Genomic DNA, 13,298 nt, shown 5'->3' with positions numbered 1-13,298 from the left:
CTCCAGCGTGCAGATCCCCGCCCTCGGACCGGGAGCGTGTGACCGGACGTTTCCCCGGTGGGCGGGCGGGGCCGGGAGGGGGCGGGGTCAGGCGCGGCGCGCCGGCGTCTCCAGCACCGTGCGGAGCTGGTAGCGGTCGGCGCGGTAGGTGGAGACGCCGAGCTCGGCGCAGACGCCCCCGGCGAACGAGCGCCGCTGGAGCAGCAGGACGGCCCCGCCGCGCGGCAGCTTCAGCAGGTCGGCGTCGCCGGGGTCGGCGATGCCCGCGTCGATGGTCAGCTCGCCCGCGTCCAGCATCAGCCCGTAGCGGGTCTCCAGCAGGGCGTAGAGGGAGCGGCCCGTCAGGTCGTGGGCGGCGAGGTCCGGCGCGAGGGAGACGGGGATGTGGGCGCGCTCGATGCACATGGGTTCACCGGCCGCGGTGCGCAGCCGCTCGATGAAGTGCACCTCGTCGCCCGGCTGGATGCCCAGCTCCCTGGCGAGGTGGGCGCTGGCGCGGACCACCCGGCGGTCCAGGTCGCGCGAGCCGGGCTCCATGCCGCGGGCGCGCATCTCGTCGCTGAACGAGGTCAGCCGGAGCGGCATCTCGATCTTGGGCCGGGCCACGAAGGTGCCCTTGCCCGCGACGCGCTGCAGCCTGCCCTCGGAGACCAGGTGGTCGACCGCCTGCCGTACGGTCATGCGGGAGAGCCCGAAGCGCTGGCAGAGCTCGCGCTCGGACGGGATCGCCGTGCCGATGGCCAGTTCGTGGCTGTCGATGAGGTCGAGCAGGATCTCGCGGAGCTGGAAGTACTTCGGGATCGGACTGTCCGGATCGATCTGCGCCATGGGATTCCGCCCCCTCTCGATATGAAATGTCTGATGGGCTATGGTTCGTACTGGTCTAGTCCGGACTAGACCACAGGCCGGAAAAGGGTGTCAACGTACGGACCGGCGACGGATCGATAACGGCCCGATCGCGCCTGTCCCAACCGGAGGATGAGCGCGAGATGACGACCAAGATGCGCAGCGAGATCGCCGAGCAGCCCGCTGCGCTGCAGGCCACGCTGGACGCCCTTCTCCCCAGGGTCGGGGAGGTGGAGCGCCTGGCGCGGGAGACCCGGCAGCTGCTGTTCGTCGCCCGTGGCACCTCCGACAACGCCGCAGTCTACGGCCGATACCTCATCGAGGCGCACGCGGGCCGCCTGTCCACCCTCGCCGCCCCCTCGATCGCCACCACCTACCGGCGCCGGCTCGACCTCGACGGCGTCCTGGCCGTCGGCCTGTCCCAGTCCGGCCGGACCGAGGAGATCGTCGAGACCCTCGCCTGGGCCAGGGACTGCGGCGCCCGGACCGTGGCGATCACCAACGGCGGCGAGGGGAGCCCTCTGGCGCAGGCCGCCGACCTCGCCCTGTGCACCCTGGCGGGCGAGGAGAAGGCCGTCCCGGCGACCAAGACCTACACCACCCAGCTCGCCGCGCTGGCCGTGCTCGGCCTCGGCCTGGGCGCCGATGTCGACCCCGGCGACCTGCGGCGGGTCCCCGAGGCGGTGGAGAAGCTGATCGGCGACCCGGGCGACCTGGACGGCGTCGTCGAGGGGCTGGCGGACAAGCCGGGCGTCGTGGTCTCCGGCCGCGGCCTGGCCTTCTCCACCGCCCTGGAGACGGCGCTCAAGCTGAAGGAGGCCTGCTACCTGCACGCCATGGGCCTGTCCTACGCCGACCTGCTGCACGGCCCGATCGCCGTGGTGGACGCCGACACCCCCGCGATCCTGGTCGCGGCCGGGGACGGCCCGACCCTGGACGGCACCGTGGCGCTCGCCGAGCGGGTCACCGGCGCCGGCGCCGCGGCCTTCACCGTGGGCGGCGGCCCCCGGCTCGCGGCGGCGGGCACGGCGGCGCTGAACGGGCCCGACCTGCCCGAGTGGGTCGCCCCGCTCGGCCTCGTCGTCCCGGGCCAGCTGCTCACCGAGGCTCTCTCGCGCCGGCTGGGGATCGACCCCGACGCGCCGCGCGGCCTCAACAAGGTGACCCAGACGGACTGACCCCCGGACCTAGTCTGGTCGGGGACCGTCAAGGCAGGAGGGCGATATGGCGGCAGACGCCGGCGCGATCATCGCGGGGCTCGGTGGCGCGGAGAACATCATCGACATCGAACCGTGCATCACGCGGCTCCGGACCGAGGTGCGCGACGCCTCGAAGGTCGACCAGGCCGCGCTGCGGGCGGCCGGCGCCCACGGGGTCATGGCCGCGGGCAACGTCGTCCAGGTGGTGGTGGGGCCCCAGGCCGACACCATCGCCGGAGACATCGAGGACATCATCGGCTGAGGGCCCGGCAGGAGCCCGGCAGGGCGGGCCCGTCGGGCCTGTCGAGTCGGCAGTGCCCGCCGGGCCTGTCGGGTCGGAGGGCCCCCGGGCCTGCCGTACCCCCGGGCCTGCCGGGGCCCGCGGGCCGAGGGGCGCGGTGCAGGCCGAGGAGCGCAGTGGACCGTCCCCGCCGGCGCGGGCACGTACGGCCCGAGGGAGGGTGATGACCGCAGTTCTGGCCCCGGTCGCGGGGACGGCCGTCGGCCTCACGGCGGTTCCCGATCCCGTGTTCTCCGAAGGGCTGGTCGGGCCGGGGGCGGCGATCGACCCGGCGCGCCGGCCCGGTCGGGTGGTCTCGCCCATCGCGGGGCGGATCCACAAGCTGCACCCGCACGCGTTCGTGGTGGTGGGGGACGACGGCCGGGGGATCCTGGTCCACCTGGGCATCGACACCGTGCAGCTGCGGGGGGAGGGCTTCGAGCTGCTGGCCGCCGAGGGCGACCGGGTGAGCGCGGGCCAGCCCGTGGTGGCCTGGAACCCCGCCGGGATCGAGGCGGGCGGGCGTTCCCCGGTCTGCCCGGTGGTGGCGCTGGACGCGTTCGCCGAGGCCGTCACGGAGATCGCCGACGGGGTCGTGGACGCCGGGGACGAGCTGTTCCGATGGGCCTGAGGTCCGGGTGCGACGGCGGTGGAGGCGGAAAGTGGATCTTCGGGAAGAATAGGACTTAAGTGCAATTTGCGCTCTCGGGGGGAACGAGGCCCCGTGACCCGGTCTCGCGGAGGAGAGAGGCCGGGTCACGGGGCGGAAGCGCCGGGGACCGCGGGCCCGTCCCGCGGCCGTGACCCGGCGGGGCCGACCGGCCTTCCCCTGCCATATGGCGAGCCGGGTGGTCTAGACCGCCCGGCCGGATCTTTCAGGAGGAGCCCGTGCCCGAGCGTCACGTCATCGTCAAGGCCGAGGTCGGTCTGCACGCCCGTCCCGCCGCGACGTTCGTGCAGACCGCGGCCAAGGCCGCGCTGGACATCACGGTCGCCAAGGCCGGCGGCAAGCCGGTCAACGCCAAGAGCATCCTCGGCGTCCTCTCGCTCGACGTCCGCCAGGGCGACACCGTGGTGATCAGGGCGGAGGGCGAAGGGGCGGAGGAACTCCTCGACCGGCTGGCGGAGATCGCCTCGGCGCCGTGAGCGGGACGCTCCAGGGGACCGGAGTGAGTCCCGGCGCCGGGTTCGGACCCGCCCGCGTGATGTCCCGGGCGGCCCCGCCGCCTCCGGCCGACGTCCCGCACGGCGGGGACGCCGGAGCGGAGCGGGACCGGGCGCTCGGGGCGCTGGAACGGGTCGCCGCGGACCTCCAGGAGCGGGGGGAGCGAGCCGGCGGCGAGGGCGGCAAGATCCTTCAGGCCCAGGCCCTGATGGCGCGCGACCCCGGCCTGTCGGACGAGGTCGCCGAGCTGGTCCGGGCCGGGAAGAGCGCCGCCCGCGCGGTCTACGAGGGATTCGGCCGCTACCGGAGCATGCTCGCCGAGGCCGGCGGCTACCTGGGCGCCCGCGTCGCGGACCTGGACGACGTCCGGGACCGCGCGCTCGCGGTCCTGGACGGCCGGCCGGTGGCGGACGCGGTGCCCGCCGGGGCGGGGCCGTACGTGCTCGTCGCCCGCGACCTGGCCCCCGCGGACACCGCGCTGCTCTCCCCGGACCAGGTGGCCGCGTTCGTCACCGAGGAGGGCGGCCCGACCAGCCACACCTCGATCATCGCGCGGGCGATGGGCGTGCCGGCCGTGGTGGCGTGCCCCGGCGCGACCGCCGTCGCGCCGGGCACGCCGGTGCTCGCCGACGGATCCTCGGGCCTGGTACGGCTCGCGCCCTCCGCCGAGGAGGTGGCCGCCGCCCGCGGGGCCGCCGCCGCCCGCCGGGCCGCGCTCGCGGCGGTCACCGGCCCCGGCGCGACCGCGGACGGGCACGCCGTGCCGCTGCTGGCCAACATCGGCGGGCCGCAGGACCTGGCGGACGCGCTGGAGCACGGCGCGGAGGGCGTGGGGCTCTACCGGACCGAGTTCCTCTTCCTGGGCCGGGCGGAGGCGCCGTCCGCCGAGGAGCAGGAGGCGGCCTACCTGGAGGTGCTGGAGGCGTTCCCCGGCGGGCAGGTCGTCGTGCGCACGCTCGACGCGGGGGCGGACAAGCCGCTGGCGTTCCTGCCGCCGCCGGGCGAGGAGCCGAACCCGGCGCTGGGAGAGCGCGGGATACGGCTCCTCCGGCTCCACCCCGAGGTGATGGAGACCCAGCTGGCCGCCCTGGCGCGGGCGGCCTCCCGGGGTACGGCCGTGCTCCGGGTGATGGCCCCGATGGTGGCGACCGCCGAGGAGGCGGCCCTGTTCGCGGCCGCGTGCCGGGAAGCGGGCCTGCCGTCCGCGGGCGTCATGATCGAGGTGCCCTCCGCCGCCCTGCGCGCCGCCGACCTGGCCGCCGAGGCCGACTTCTTCTCGGTCGGCACCAACGACCTGGCGCAGTACGCCTTCGCCGCCGACCGCCAGGTGGGTGCGCTGGCCGCGCTGCACGACGCCTGGCAGCCCGCCCTGCTCGACCTGGTCGCCCTGGCCGCGGCCGGGGCCGCGGGGCGGGACCGGCCGTGCGGGGTGTGCGGAGAGGCCGCCGGGGACCCGGTCCTCGCCTGCGTGCTGGTCGGGCTCGGCGCGGCTTCGCTGTCGATGAGCGCTCCCGCGCTGCCCGCCGTACGGGCGGCTCTGGCGCGGCACAGCCGGGAGCAGTGCCGGCTCGCCGCGCGGGCCGCGCGGGCGGCCGCCTCGCCCGCGCAGGCGCGGGACGCCGCCCGGGAGCACCTGCCGGGCCTGTCCGAGCTGGGACTGTGAGACGGGGGACCGGCGGGATCTAAAGAGACGGCGAAGCGCCGGGCCGTCCGGTCGCCCGCGCGGATAGCGTGGTCGCCATGGTTCGGTGCATTCGTACGACGGGTCTTGCAGTGATCGTGACGATGGTGGCCGGCTGCGCCGGTTCGGGGGCGGCCTCGCAGGCCTCCGGCGGCCCCTCCGCGGGCAGGGCGAACGAGGCCGCCCCGGCGGTGCGGGAGACGGCCGCCGCCCGGCCGGAGGCGACCTCCGAGGGCGCGGCGCGCTCGTCCTCCTCCTCGGTGGAGGGCGTGCTCGCCGGGATGAGCGTCGAGGAGAAGGTCGGCCAGCTCTTCATGCCCGTCCTGTACGGCTCGTCGGCCACCACCTCGTCCGGGGAGAACCAGGCCCGCTTCGGCGCGGCCACACCGGCCAAGGTGATCGCCAAGTACCGGCCCGGCGGGGTGATCCTGTTCCCCTGGGCGGACAACGTGAAGAGCGTCCGGCAGCTCGTCGCCCTGACCAACGGCATGCAGAAGGCCTCGCCCGGTGTCCCGCTGCTCGTCGGCGCCGACCAGGAGAACGGGCAGATCTCCCGGCTCGCGCCGCTGGTCACCGAGCTGCCCGCGGCGAAGGTGATCGGTTCCACCGGTGACCCCTCGCTGGCGCGCAGGGCCGCGAAGGTGACCGGGACCGAGCTGCGGGCGCTGGGCGTCAACCTCGACTTCGCCCCGGTCGCCGACGTGAACGTCAACCCCCGCAACCCGGTGATCGGCCCGCGCGCCTACGGCTCGGACCCCGGGAAGGTCGCGCCGATGGTCGCCGCCGCGGTCAGGGGCTTCCACGACGCCGGGGTCGCCGCCACGGCCAAGCACTTCCCCGGCCACGGCGACACGAGCGTCGACAGCCACACCGGCCTCCCGGTGATCAAGCACTCCCGCTCCCAGTGGTCGAAGCTGGACGCGCCGCCGTTCGCCGCCGCCATCGAGGCGGACGTCGACGCGATCATGAGTGCCCACGTGGTCATGCCGAAGCTCGACCCGTCGGGGGACCCGGCCACGCTCTCCAAGCCGATCCTGACCGGGCTGCTCCGCGAGAAGCTCGGCTTCGAGGGCGTCGTCTCCACCGACGCGCTGAACATGGCGGGCGTGCGCGAGAAGTACGGCGACGGGGAGGTGGCCGTGCGGGCCGTCCTGGCCGGGGCGGACCTGCTGCTGATGCCGCCGGACTACCCGAAGGCGCACGGGGCGGTGCTGGCCGCGGTGCGGTCCGGCCGGATCTCCGGCGAGCGCCTCGACGAGTCCGTCCGGCGGCTGCTGAAGCTGAAGGCCGCCCGGGGCCTCCTGACGAAGGCGCCGGTGGCGGACCCGGCCGAGGCGGAGCGGGTGCTGCGCTCGGCCGCGCACCGCAAGGTCGCCTCGCTGATCACCTCCAGGGCCCGCTAGGCCCTGTGCGGAGCCCGGCCTGCAGCGGGGCCGACCATGGTGGAAGGAGGACTGGACGGGACCGGCGGTGGGCCCGTCGCCGACGGCCTGACGGGCCGGCCGACCGGCTCGCTCCGCCGGTCACCGAGCAGCCCGCGGCGGGAACGTCGGCCACGGCGGGCACTACGAGCGAGTCGCCTCGTAGTCGGGCAGCGCAGCCGGGGCGGCCGGGCGCATGGTCAGGACCAGTACGGCCAGCCCGGTGAAGATGATCGCGGCGACGGCGGCGGTGACGTGCAGACTGGCGGTGAACGCCTCCCGCGCGGTGTGCAGCAGTTCCGTGCCTTGACCGGCGGGCAGGTGCCGGCCGGCGGCGACCGCGTCGGCCAGTGAGTCGGACGTGCCGTCCATCCGGTTGCGGTAGACCACCGCGGCCACCACGCCGAGCAGCGCGAAGCCGAGCGAACCGCCGAGGTAGTTGCCGGTCTCCGACATCGACGCCGCCGAACCGGTCCACTCCGGCGGTACGGCCCCGACGACCAGCCCGGTGCCCAGCGCGAACAGCGGGCCGGTGCCCAGCGCCAGTACGGCGATGCCGACCATCACCAGCGGCAGGGAGCCCGCGCCGCCGACACCGACGAGCAGCAGGCTGCCCAGCGCCGCTCCCGCCATCCCGCCGGCGATCGCGGTCGTCCGCCTCATCCGTCGGGCCAGCGCCGGCGCGGCCATGGTCCCGGCCGCCACGCCCAGGCCCATCGGTGCGAACAGCACCGCCGACGCGACCGGAGAGAAGTCCAGCACGCTCTGCAGATACTGGGTCACCAGCAGGCCCGTACCGGCCATGGCGATGCCGGCGCCGACCAGCGCGACGAGTACGGCCGTGAACAGGCGGTTGCGCAGCAGCCGCAGGTCCAGCAACGGGGTCTCCAGCCGCAGCTGCCGCCGTACGAACAGCGTTCCGACAGCCGTGCCGACGACCAGGGCCGCCGCCGGCACGGCCCGCGCGCCTTCGACGGACAGCTGTTTGACGCCGTACACCGTCAGGAGCACCGCCGCGAGCGACAGCCCGACGCTGGCCGGATCCAGCCGACCGGTCCGGTCGCTGCGGAACTCCGGCAGGAGGACCGGCCCGGCGAGCACCAGCAGCGCCATCGCCGGCACGGCGGCCAGGAACACCGATCCCCACCAGAGGTGCTGGAGCAGGAATCCGGCGAGGACGGGTCCGAGCGCGCCGCCGGTGAACTGGCAGGCCGCCCAGATCGCGATGGCCCTCCCACGCTCTCGTTCGTCGCGGAACATGTTGGTGAGCAGGGCGAGTGTGGACGGCGCCAGGGTCGCGCCCGCGACGCCCAGCAGCGCACGCGCGACGATCAGCAGCAACGGGTCGGTCGCGAAGGCGGCCACGACCGACAGCACCGCGAACGCCGCCGCGCCGATGATCAGCAGCCGCCGCCGGCCGATGCGGTCGGCGAGTGTGCCCATCGTGATGACGAGGCCGGCCACCAGGAATCCGTAGCCGTCACTGATCCACAACTGCTGGACGCCGGTGGCACCCAGGTCGGCGCTCAGCTGCGGGAGCGCGAGGAGCAGCGCCGTCGTGTCCACCGCGACGACGAATGTCGGCAGCATGAGGAGGGCCGCTCCCAGCCATGCCCGGTTGATTCGCATATCCGAAGCTCTCTGTTCTCTCGATGTTTCGCCGGTCGGTCGGAGCGGTCGGGGGCTTCTTGACATCGGCGCGGGCGAGAATCCGTGCGAAAGTTCCGGCGGGGGATGTCAAGACGGAGACGACGGCTCCGACCGACCGGTCGAAGGGCCCGGTCCGGGGCCCGTGAACCACGAGGGGTGCGAGATGCAGTTCCTGATCAGCATGCACATCAACCCGGCCGTGCTGGATGCGCTGACCGACGAGGAGAAGGCGGCGATCGGCGACGGCCACGGCAGGTTCATCGAGGCGCTGAAGAGGTCCGGCGAGCTGATCACCACACAGGCGCTGGTCGACCCGTCGCAGGCCGCCGTGGTGTCCGTACGCAACGGTCAGCCGGTGGTGACCGACGGGCCCTTCCTGGAGGCCAAGGAGTATCTGGGCGGCTTCTACCTGATCGACTGCGAGAACAGGGAACGGGCGATCGAGCTGGCGGCGCGGATCCCGGACGCCGCGATCGAGGGTCTCGGGGTCGAGGTGCGGCAGGTGATGTTCGCTGACGGACAATTGGAGGCATGACGGCATCGGCCATCGAGGACCTGCTGCGCGAGCTCACGCCGCAGGTCCTCAGCGCGTTGGTACGCCGGTACGGCCGGTTCGAGGAGTGCGAGGACGCCGTGCAGGAGGCCGTCCTCGCCGCAGCCGTGCAGTGGCCGGCTAACGGCATGCCGGGCAATCCGCGAGGCTGGCTGGTGGCCGTCGCGTCCCGGCGGCTCATCGACCAGATGCGCAGTGACCGCGCGCGCCGCGAGCGGGAGTCGGCGACGGCCACCAGGGTGGCACCCGAGGTGCCGGACACCGATGACACGCTGGTCCTGCTGTTCCTGTGCTGCCATCCGGCGCTGACGGCGACCTCCCAGACCGCCTTGACGCTGCGGGCGGTCGGTGGTCTGACCACGGCCGAGATCGCCCGCGCGTTCCTGGTGCCGGAGGGCACGATGGCGGCCAGGATCAGCCGGGCCAAGCAGCGCATAAAGGCCGCCGGCAGCTCGTTCGGCCTGCCGGACGGCGCGGAGCGCGAGGAACGGCTGCGGGTCGTCCTGCACGTGCTCTATCTGATCTTCAACGAGGGCTACACCGCCTCCTCAGGCAGCGAGCTGCACCGCGTCGACCTCGCGCACGAGGCGATCCGGCTGACCCGGATGATGCACGCGCAGTTGCCTGAGGACGGCGAGGTGACCGGATTGCTCGCGCTGATGCTGCTGACCCACGCCCGCCGGAAGGCGCGGACGACGGCGGCCGGCGACCTGGTGCCGCTGGACGAGCAGGACCGTACGGAGTGGGACCGCGAGCTGATCGACGAGGGCGTCGAGCTGGTCAAGGCGTCGCTGGCCGGCCCGGCGCTGGGACCGTACCTGCTCCAGGCCGCCATCGCCGCCACGCACGCCGACGCGGCCACGGCCGGGGAGACCGACTGGCCGCAGGTGCACGCCCTCTACCTGGTCCTGGAACGGATCGCGCCCAACCCGATGGTCACCCTCAACCGGGCGGTCGCGCTCGCCGAGACCGCGGGCCCGTCGGCCGGGCTGGCCCTGCTGTCCGCCTTGGACGGTGACGAGCGCCTGGCCGGGCACCACCGGCTGCTGTCCGTGCGGGCGCACCTGCTGGAGAAGACCGGCGACACGGCCGGGGCGTACGAGCACTACCGGCGCGCCGCGCAGGCCACCGCCAGCCTCGCCGAGCGACGCTACCTGGAGTCCCGGGCAGGCCGGGTGAGGGCGTAGGCCCCGCCCGATCCCCCCACCGGCACCCGCCCGGTTCCGCCTCCCCGTCGGCTGCGCCTAACCTGTAACCCGTTCCAGACGAGGAGGCGGGATGTTCAAGGGCGTGCTGATCGACTGGGGCGGTGTTCTCACCACCGGGCTGCGCGAGGCGATCGACGTGTGGATCGCCGCCGAGCGGATCGACCCGGACCGCTACCGCGACGTGATGCGCGAGCTGATCATGCACGCCTACGAGGGCGCCGCGGACGGCGAGAACACGATCCACGCGCTGGAGCGCGGTGAGATCTCCGCCCTGGACTTCGAGCAGGACCTGGCGAGGAGGCTGCTCACGCTGGACGGCGTGCCGCCGGTCGCCGAGGGGCTGCTGACCCGGATGTTCGCCGGTTTCCAGCCGGTCCAGCCGATGTACGACATGCTGGGCGCCGCCCGCGCCGCAGGACTGAGGACCTGCCTGCTCTCCAACTCCTGGGCCAACGACTACCCCCGGGACGCGTGGGAGGACCTCTTCGACCACGTGGTCATCTCCGGCGAGATCGGCATGCGCAAGCCGGAGCCGCGGATCTTCCGGCACACCCTGGACCTGGTGGGGCTCTCCGGCCCCGAGTGCGTGTTCGTCGACGACATCGAGGCCAACATCGCGGCGGCCCGCGCGCTGGGGATCACCGGGGTGCACCACCGGGACGCGGAGACGACCATCACCGAGCTGGAGGGGCTCCTCGGCGTCGTCCTGCGCTGAGGGCGGTCTGGTCGTCCTGCGCTGAGGGCGGCCTGCCCGCCGTCCGTGCCCGCCGTCCGTGCCCGGTGTCCGTGCCCCCCGAGGGGTCGTGCCTATCGCGCCCGCCCCGCTGCGCCTACCGCGCCCGCGGGGCCCGCCCCGGAGCCCGGCTCGCCGCCGGGGGACCGGATCTCGCGGCCGGGTCGGGGGGACTGGCAGACTCGGGTGTCATCCGGCGCCGGCCTCCGCCGCCGCGCCGCAGCAGAGATCGTATGAGCAGATCGAGGAACGGATGCGCGTCTACCTGCCGGCCACGCTCCCGGCGCTGGCCCGCGTGGCCACCGCGAAGGAGTTCGGCCCGGCCCCGCTGACCGGCTACGCGGTGACCCCCGCGCTGATCGAGTGGTACGCCTCGGGCGACACCGAGGAGCTGGAGTACGTCGCCCTGACCGACGCGGCCAGGGCGTCCCTGCGGATGCTGGCCGCCGACCGCGCCGACGGCGTGGAGGTCGCCGCGCGCCGGGTGGTGATCGCGGTCGAGGTGCCGGACGAGGCCGTGGCCGTGGGCGCCGACCTCGCCGAGCGGTCGCGGGTGCGGCTCGCCCGGGCGGTCGCGCTGGAGGAGATCGCCGCCGTCCACGTGGACGAGGAGTCGGCCGCCGCCGACGTCGAGGCCGCCGTCGCCGCGCTGCCCGCGGCCGACGCCGGTGACGACGACGCGCGCTTCACCGTGGACGGCGCCGAGGCCCACGAGCTCCTGTGGTACGCCACCCAGGAGATCTCCGACCTGGCCGGCTGAGGTCCCGTCCCGGGTTTATCCCGGTGCGGGGCACGCGGGGCGCTGGCTAGGCTTGGTGGCGATATGAGACACATCGTTTGGGACTGGAACGGCACGCTCTTCGACGACATCGAGGCCGTGGTCGGCGCGACCAACGCGGTCTTCGAGCCGTACGGCGTGGGCGCCTACGACGCCGACGGCTTCCGCGCCGTCTACACCCGCCCGATCTGGACGGCCTACGAGCGCATGCTCGGGCGCCCGCTGGCCGACGGCGAGTGGGAGCTGATGGACCAGGGCTTCCACGACCACTACCACCGGCTGATGCTGGAGTGCGGCCTGACGGCCGACGCGCTCTCCACCCTGCAGGAGTGGGAGCGCGCGGGCGGCAGCCAGTCGCTGCTGTCGATGTGGTGGCACGAGCGTCTGGTCGCCAAGGTCGCCGACTACGGCATCGACCGGCACTTCACCCGCGTCGACGGGCTGCTGCACAGCGTGCCCGGCGGGCACAAGGCCGAGTCCATGGTGGCCCACCTCAAGGCCCTGGGCGTCGACCCGGCCGACGTGCTCGTGATCGGCGACAGCGTGGACGACGCCCACGCCGCGCAGCACGTCGGGGCCCGGGCGGTGCTCTACACCGGTGGCATGACCAGCCGCAGGGACCTGCAGGCGCTGGGCGTCCCGGTGGTGGACACCCTCGCGGACGCCGTCGACCACGCCTGACCGGCCTGCTCCCGGAAGCCGGGCTCCGGGAGGGGAGAACCTCTCCCGAGCCGAGAGGCTCCTCCCGGTTCCTCCCGGCTCGACCGAGCGGGACGGTTTCGGCATCGGGGGCGGCCGGAGCACGGCGGCGGCCGTACTCTGGCATCCCACCCATTTCCGGAGGCCACGATCAACCGCCTCGTTCTCTGGAACGTCGATCTGACCCTCGTCGACGTGTCCATCGTCACCCGTGACGCCTACGCCGACGCCTTCCGGCAGGTCACCGGGAGGCCGCTGGTGAAGCTGACCCAGCACAACGGCCGCCCGGACTCCGAGATCGTCTTCGAGACCCTGGCCATCAACGGGGTCGTCGCCTCCGACGAGCACCTCCCGAAGTTCCTGGACGCGCTGGCCGAGGCCTTCGGCGCCCGGCGCAGGCGGCTGGCCAAGGAGGGCAGGGCGATGCCGGGGGCGAAGGACGCGCTGAAGGCCGTGGCCCGGCTCCACGGCACGGTGCAGTCGGTGCTCACCGGCACGATCAGGAGCAACGCCGTGCACAAGCTGACCGCGTTCGGCCTGGACCGCTACGTCGACTTCGAGATCGGCGGCTACGGGGAGGAGGTCTACCCCAAGGCCAGCCTGCTCCAGGTGGCGCAGGGCCGCGCGGGACGCAGGCACGGCGCCGTCTTCGACGGGAGCAACACCGTGCTGATCGGCGACTCGGCCCGGGACGTGCAGGCCGCCCGGATCGCCGGCGCCTCGATGATCGCGGTCGCCACCGGTCGGTCCCTCCCGGCCGAGCTGCACGAGGCGGGTGCGGACGTGGTCCTGCCGGACCTGTCCGACCCGGCCCGGCTCGTCGAGGCGGTGACCCGCCTCACCGCTCCCGCCCGGACCGGCTGACGCCACCGCTTGCTCGCCGTCCCCGACCGCTCATCGGAGTCCGCCAGGGCGGCGGGAAGCGGGCGGCGAGGAAGCCCCGGGCCGTCTGCTCGGGCGAGCCCTGGATACGCAGGGCCCACACGACCCCGCCTGCTGCGACGGCCGGGACGAGCAGGGCCGCGACGGCGGCGATGACGCGGTTTCTCGGCTTCATGAGCGTCTCCCCTTGTCCCCGCCGGCAG

At 74.1% G+C, this 13,298-nt stretch carries 15 protein-coding genes; 12 read left to right on the top strand and 3 right to left on the bottom strand.

Annotated features, from left to right (window positions below; translation table 11 throughout):
• Positions 1–87: 87 nt before the first annotated feature.
• A complete protein-coding gene (locus IEZ06_RS04255) occupies positions 88–828 on the bottom strand; it encodes a GntR family transcriptional regulator (RefSeq protein WP_189235309.1) in 741 nt (246 codons plus the stop codon).
• Between the two features lie 161 nt (positions 829–989).
• Here IEZ06_RS04255 and IEZ06_RS04250 point away from each other — a divergent pair, with 161 nt between their 5' ends.
• From IEZ06_RS04250 to IEZ06_RS04225, 6 genes are all read left to right on the top strand, one after another.
• Positions 990–2,024, top strand: a complete 1,035-nt coding sequence (locus IEZ06_RS04250) for an SIS domain-containing protein (RefSeq protein WP_189235308.1) — start codon at positions 990–992, stop codon at positions 2,022–2,024.
• A gap of 46 nt (positions 2,025–2,070) precedes the next feature.
• Complete coding sequence (locus IEZ06_RS04245; protein WP_189235307.1) at positions 2,071–2,307, top strand: PTS sugar transporter subunit IIB; 237 nt, start codon at positions 2,071–2,073, stop codon at positions 2,305–2,307.
• Positions 2,308–2,509: 202 nt separating this feature from the next.
• Complete coding sequence (locus IEZ06_RS04240; protein WP_189235306.1) at positions 2,510–2,956, top strand: PTS sugar transporter subunit IIA; 447 nt, start codon at positions 2,510–2,512, stop codon at positions 2,954–2,956.
• 257 nt (positions 2,957–3,213) lie between these two features.
• Positions 3,214–3,471 carry an HPr family phosphocarrier protein gene (locus IEZ06_RS04235; protein ID WP_068894585.1) on the top strand — a complete coding sequence of 86 codons (258 nt, stop codon included), beginning with the start codon at positions 3,214–3,216 and terminating at the stop codon, positions 3,469–3,471.
• Positions 3,468–5,153 carry a phosphoenolpyruvate--protein phosphotransferase gene (gene ptsP, locus IEZ06_RS04230; protein ID WP_189235305.1) on the top strand — a complete coding sequence of 562 codons (1,686 nt, stop codon included), beginning with the start codon at positions 3,468–3,470 and terminating at the stop codon, positions 5,151–5,153. The genes IEZ06_RS04235 and ptsP overlap by 4 nt, the downstream gene beginning before the upstream one ends.
• Positions 5,154–5,230: 77 nt before the next feature.
• Positions 5,231–6,574: a glycoside hydrolase family 3 protein gene (locus IEZ06_RS04225; RefSeq protein WP_229797768.1), complete on the top strand. Its 1,344-nt coding sequence runs from the start codon at positions 5,231–5,233 to the stop codon at positions 6,572–6,574.
• 162 nt (positions 6,575–6,736) lie between these two features.
• Here the strand turns inward: IEZ06_RS04225 and IEZ06_RS04220 are convergent, their stop codons facing one another.
• Positions 6,737–8,182 carry an MFS transporter gene (locus tag IEZ06_RS04220; protein ID WP_229797767.1) on the bottom strand — a complete coding sequence of 482 codons (1,446 nt, stop codon included), beginning with the start codon at positions 8,180–8,182 and terminating at the stop codon, positions 6,737–6,739.
• A gap of 223 nt (positions 8,183–8,405) precedes the next feature.
• On the opposite strand from IEZ06_RS04220, the gene IEZ06_RS04215 reads away from it, so the two are divergent.
• The 6 genes from IEZ06_RS04215 (at position 8,406) to IEZ06_RS04190 (ending at position 13,077) form a co-directional block, all read left to right on the top strand.
• Positions 8,406–8,777: a YciI family protein gene (locus IEZ06_RS04215; protein WP_189235303.1), complete on the top strand. Its 372-nt coding sequence runs from the start codon at positions 8,406–8,408 to the stop codon at positions 8,775–8,777.
• Entirely contained in the window at positions 8,774–9,982 is a 1,209-nt protein-coding gene (locus IEZ06_RS04210; RefSeq protein ID WP_189235302.1) for an RNA polymerase sigma factor, read from the top strand. The genes IEZ06_RS04215 and IEZ06_RS04210 overlap by 4 nt, the downstream gene beginning before the upstream one ends.
• A gap of 91 nt (positions 9,983–10,073) precedes the next feature.
• Positions 10,074–10,718, top strand: a complete 645-nt coding sequence (locus tag IEZ06_RS04205) for an HAD family hydrolase (protein WP_189235301.1) — start codon at positions 10,074–10,076, stop codon at positions 10,716–10,718.
• A 271-nt stretch (positions 10,719–10,989) separates the two neighbouring features.
• Complete coding sequence (locus tag IEZ06_RS04200) at positions 10,990–11,496, top strand: DUF6912 family protein (protein ID WP_189235300.1); 507 nt, start codon at positions 10,990–10,992, stop codon at positions 11,494–11,496.
• A 63-nt stretch (positions 11,497–11,559) separates the two neighbouring features.
• A complete protein-coding gene (locus IEZ06_RS04195; RefSeq protein WP_189235299.1) occupies positions 11,560–12,195 on the top strand; it encodes an HAD family hydrolase in 636 nt (211 codons plus the stop codon).
• Positions 12,196–12,363: 168 nt separating this feature from the next.
• Positions 12,364–13,077 carry an HAD family hydrolase gene (locus IEZ06_RS04190; RefSeq protein WP_189235403.1) on the top strand — a complete coding sequence of 238 codons (714 nt, stop codon included), beginning with the start codon at positions 12,364–12,366 and terminating at the stop codon, positions 13,075–13,077.
• Here the strand turns inward: IEZ06_RS04190 and IEZ06_RS04185 are convergent.
• The gene (locus IEZ06_RS04185; RefSeq protein ID WP_189235298.1) at positions 13,052–13,270 is read right to left on the bottom strand and encodes a hypothetical protein; all 219 of its coding nucleotides are present in this window, start codon (positions 13,268–13,270) and stop codon (positions 13,052–13,054) included. The genes IEZ06_RS04190 and IEZ06_RS04185 overlap by 26 nt on opposite strands.
• Positions 13,271–13,298 lie beyond the last annotated feature (28 nt).

The organism is Planomonospora antibiotica (genome assembly GCF_014647955.1).
Taxonomy (GTDB): Bacteria; Actinomycetota; Actinomycetes; order Streptosporangiales; family Streptosporangiaceae; genus Planomonospora; species Planomonospora parontospora.
Note: the sequence above shows the minus strand (reverse complement) of the source record. Positions and strands in the feature narration are given on the sequence as shown.